This is a genomic window from Aquiflexum sp. (genome assembly GCF_041751335.1).
Taxonomy (GTDB): Bacteria; Bacteroidota; Bacteroidia; order Cytophagales; family Cyclobacteriaceae; genus Aquiflexum.
Genome location: NZ_JBGSXS010000183.1, coordinates 1 through 3,937, shown reverse-complemented (window position 1 = coordinate 3,937; position 3,937 = coordinate 1). Strand labels below are relative to the sequence as shown.

Annotated in this window: 2 protein-coding genes; both read right to left on the bottom strand. The window is 38.6% G+C overall.

The features are described from left to right. On the bottom strand, window positions 1-1,767 hold a 1,767-nt coding region (locus ACEW8U_RS10100), incomplete at its 3' end, for an ABC transporter permease (RefSeq protein ID WP_373521916.1). A gap of 76 nt (window positions 1,768-1,843) precedes the next feature. Further along, window positions 1,844-3,937: FtsX-like permease family protein (locus ACEW8U_RS10095; RefSeq protein ID WP_373521915.1), on the bottom strand; the 2,094-nt coding region annotated here is incomplete at its 5' end.

The window sequence follows — 3,937 nt, the reverse complement described above, 5'->3', positions numbered from 1 at the left end:
ATCCTTCAAAACACCGACAACCTCCAAGATTGCTTCATCTTCAGCTCCCATGTTTTTGATAATCTTTTGACCAATTGCATTCTCAGAAATTCCCAAATCCTTAGCTGCCCGCTCGTTGATCAAAACTTTATGTTTATCAGCTCCCGAAATATCAGTAAAATTTCTTCCCTCTTTGATTTCCAATTTCAGTGTAGAAACAAATTCATTATCAGCTTCATACCAATTCATTCCATTGTCCGAATTGATTTCAGGAAGGTTGAAATTCCTCATATGAAAACTTCCGGGAAGGGGGATACCTGTCGAAAAACTGAGTGACTCGATCATCGAATTGGAGGCAAATCTCCTTTTGAAATCTTCCCTTTCTTTGTTTTTGATTTCACCATCATTGTGGATAATCAGCAGCTGCTCTCGGTCAAATCCTACATTCGTATGTTGGATAAAGCTGAGCTGCCGCTGTACCACCAAGGCACCGATAATCAAAATCAGTGAAATGCTAAACTGAAAAACCACCAATCCACTCCTCAGCCCAATTGTATTTTTTCCTTGTGCCTGAACTCCTTTGATTACCTTAAGTGGTTTGAAAGAAGAAAGGTAAAAGGCTGGGTAAAAACCTGCCATCACAGTCAGCAAAAGAATTAAAATTGGAACAACCCTCCAAATCCAGGAATACTGAAATATATTGAACTGAATCTCTTTGCCGCTTATTTGGTTGAAAGTACCATTGAGCAGTTCCACTAATACCAATGACAAACCTGTACTGATCAAAACAAGCATAAATGCCTCAGTCATAAATTGGCCTACCAACTGGAATTTCTTAGACCCCATCACTTTTCGTACCCCAACTTCCATGGATCTTTTTGCTCCTTTAGCAGTGGACAGATTCATGAAATTGATACATGCCAAAAGCAAGATGATCACTGCGACAGCTGAAAATATATTGACATAACTTTGGTAGCTATTTGCTTCATGCTCTCTGAGTAATTGAGAATTGAGGTGGATATCCTGAACAGCTTGAAGTCCAAAAAAGAAATCTGTCGATTCCTGTTCACCGGAAAGCCGGGGCGCTAAATGGTTTGAAACCATCTGTTTTAGTTTTCGGTCAACGGTAGATAAGTCATTTTTTTGAATCTTAACATAGGTATGCAGAATTGACCACATCCAATTGTCCATCAGGAAAATTTCCCGGTGCATATTAAGATCATATACAAGCATATCAAAATGAAAATGGGATTGGGCAGGAAGATCTCTTAGCACCGCACCGATCATGACCAAGTCCGTAGAACCACTTCCGATTAGCAAATTCTTTCCTACCACTTCCCTGATTGGAACTTCTCCAAAATATCTTTTAGCTGTTGATTCGGTGATGATTACACTTTTGCCACTTTCGAGGGAATTAGGATTGCCTGACAAAACCTCAAAGTCAAAAACCTCAAAGAAATTTGGCTCTGCATAAAAAACCGAAGCCTCCCTAAAAACCTGATCAGCATTTGATCCGGTTTCAGGCTGTACTGTAAAATCATTCCATCTCAATAATCTTGTGACAGCTTCAACTTCCGGGATATCCTCTTTTAATCTTTGCCCCAATGGAGGTGGTGCGGTGGCATATTGGGAACCCTCACCTGTCCCCCAATGTGAAGTGATCCGGTAAATATTTTCAGAATTGGAATAAAAACGGTCATAGCTTTTCTCATCCACGATATAAAAAAGTATCATCAAAAAACCAGCAATGCCGATTGTCAAACCTGAGATATTCAAAATTGAATACATCCTGTTTTTGTTTAGGACCCGCCAAGCGATTTTAAAGTGGTTTTTTAACATGACTAAAGTTTATACCATTACTAAATTATTCCGAACTTAAGGAATGAACAGGATTGTTGCTTGCCGCTTTGAAAGCCTGAAAACTGACTGTAATCAAAGCAATCACCAAGACAAAACCTGCTGCTCCTGCAAAAATCCACCAGCTAAGATTTGTTTTGTATGCATAATCCTGAAGCCAGAAATTTGACAGGAACCATGCCAAGGGAATCATAACCAAAATCGAAATCAGAACAAGTAAAACGAAGTCTTTTACGATCAAATATAAAATCGAATTGATAGAGGCTCCCAAGACCTTTCTCACTCCAATTTCTTTTTTCCGGTTTTCAACAGTAAAAGCCGCCAACCCAAACAATCCCAAACAGGAAAGGAAAACAGCAACTACCCCAAAATATTTTGCAAGCTTGGAAACACGTTTCTCCTGAAGATATAGGGATTGAAAATCTTCATCCATAAAGCTGAAATTCATCTTTTGAGCAAAAAGATCCTCAAATAATCCCGAAACAGATTTAATGGCTTCGGCTTGATTTTCACTGTTTATCCGAAGAATAATTTTCTGCATAAATGAATTGTCATATTTTAAAAAAGCTGGTTTTACTGTTTCTTTTAAAGATTCAAAATGGAAATTTTTCAAAACTCCGATCACTTCCATATCATTTCCCCAAAGATTGACCGTGGAACCAATTGGATTCTCTAGGCCGATCACTTTGACAGCTTCTTCATTTAGGATGATCTTACTCTTTTCATCCCCAAAATCTCCGGAAAATGATCTTCCTTCCAATATCTCAAATCCCATGGTTTCTATCAAATCCACGTTTACGCTGATGTTCTCAAATTTGACCTGTTCATCAGGGTTTTTTCCCTCCCAATGCAATCCTATGGTTGAACTCATCAATCCTATCAGTGGGTGGGATAAGCTTGATGCATTTTCAATCCTAGGTAATTCTTTTACCTGATTTAAAAACAGTTCCAATTGTGTGTCGGATAATGACGAGGAACTCACCTGAAGCAAATTGGATTGGTTATATCCGAGATTTTGATTTTGAATAAAAGACATTTGCCTTCCTATCACTACGATCCCAATTATCAATAATAGGGAAATAGAAAACTGGAAAACTACCAAGCCCTTTCGTGCCAAAAGTTCTCCGAAACTTCCTTTGATATTACTTTTTAGGATTTGGATGGGTTTAAATTTTGAAAGATAAATGGCTGGATAAATTCCCGCCATCAGGCCGGTCAATCCCCAAATGGAAAACAATATCAAGACCAAACCAAAATCAAATTCAAGTCTTAATTCTTTCATTGATACATCATTGAAAAATGGCTGTAATAATTTGGTTAAGACTAATGCAGAAATCAGAGCAAAAAAGCTCAGCAGCAAGGTTTCCACCATAAATTGACTGAAAAGGCCACCACGGCTTGCACCCATGGACTTCTTGACACCTATTTCTTTGATCCTGTTCATCGTCCTTGCCGTGGTCAGGTTCATAAAATTGATACAGGCAATCATCAAAATAAATAAAGCTATGGCAGAAAAAATCCAGACATAATTGATCCTTCCACCTACTATTTTTCCATCTGAATAGGTCCCATAAAGATAGGTGTCCTCAAAGGCCTGAACGAAAGGGGATACGTTGCTACTTGCTTCTTTTTTCTTTATGAAATCTTTAATCTGTGAATTGAAAGCATCAATATCTGTACACTCTCTTAACAGCAAATAGGTCCCTGCATTGAAATTGTCCCAATGGGCACCATCGCCGAGCATATCCCTGAAATAGGGAAATGATAACAGAAACTCAGGTTTGTCCACATCCTTTGCTCCAAAATCCTTATAAACCCCACTCACCGTGACATCATTTCCAAATTCAAATACAGACCACTTCAGGGATTTCCCCAATGCTTCTGTGGGAGAACCAAAAATCTTGCTGGCTGTGGATTCTGATAATACAACAGAATTGATGTCATTTAAAGCCTGATTTTTGTCCCCTTGCAAAAACGCTATACTGAACATATCCAAGTATTCCTGGTCTACAAACAAACCATCAGCAACTTGTAATTCTCCTCCGTTATCAAATGAAACACCTTCTATAAATGGAGAGTAAGCTGCCGCCATTTCGACTTG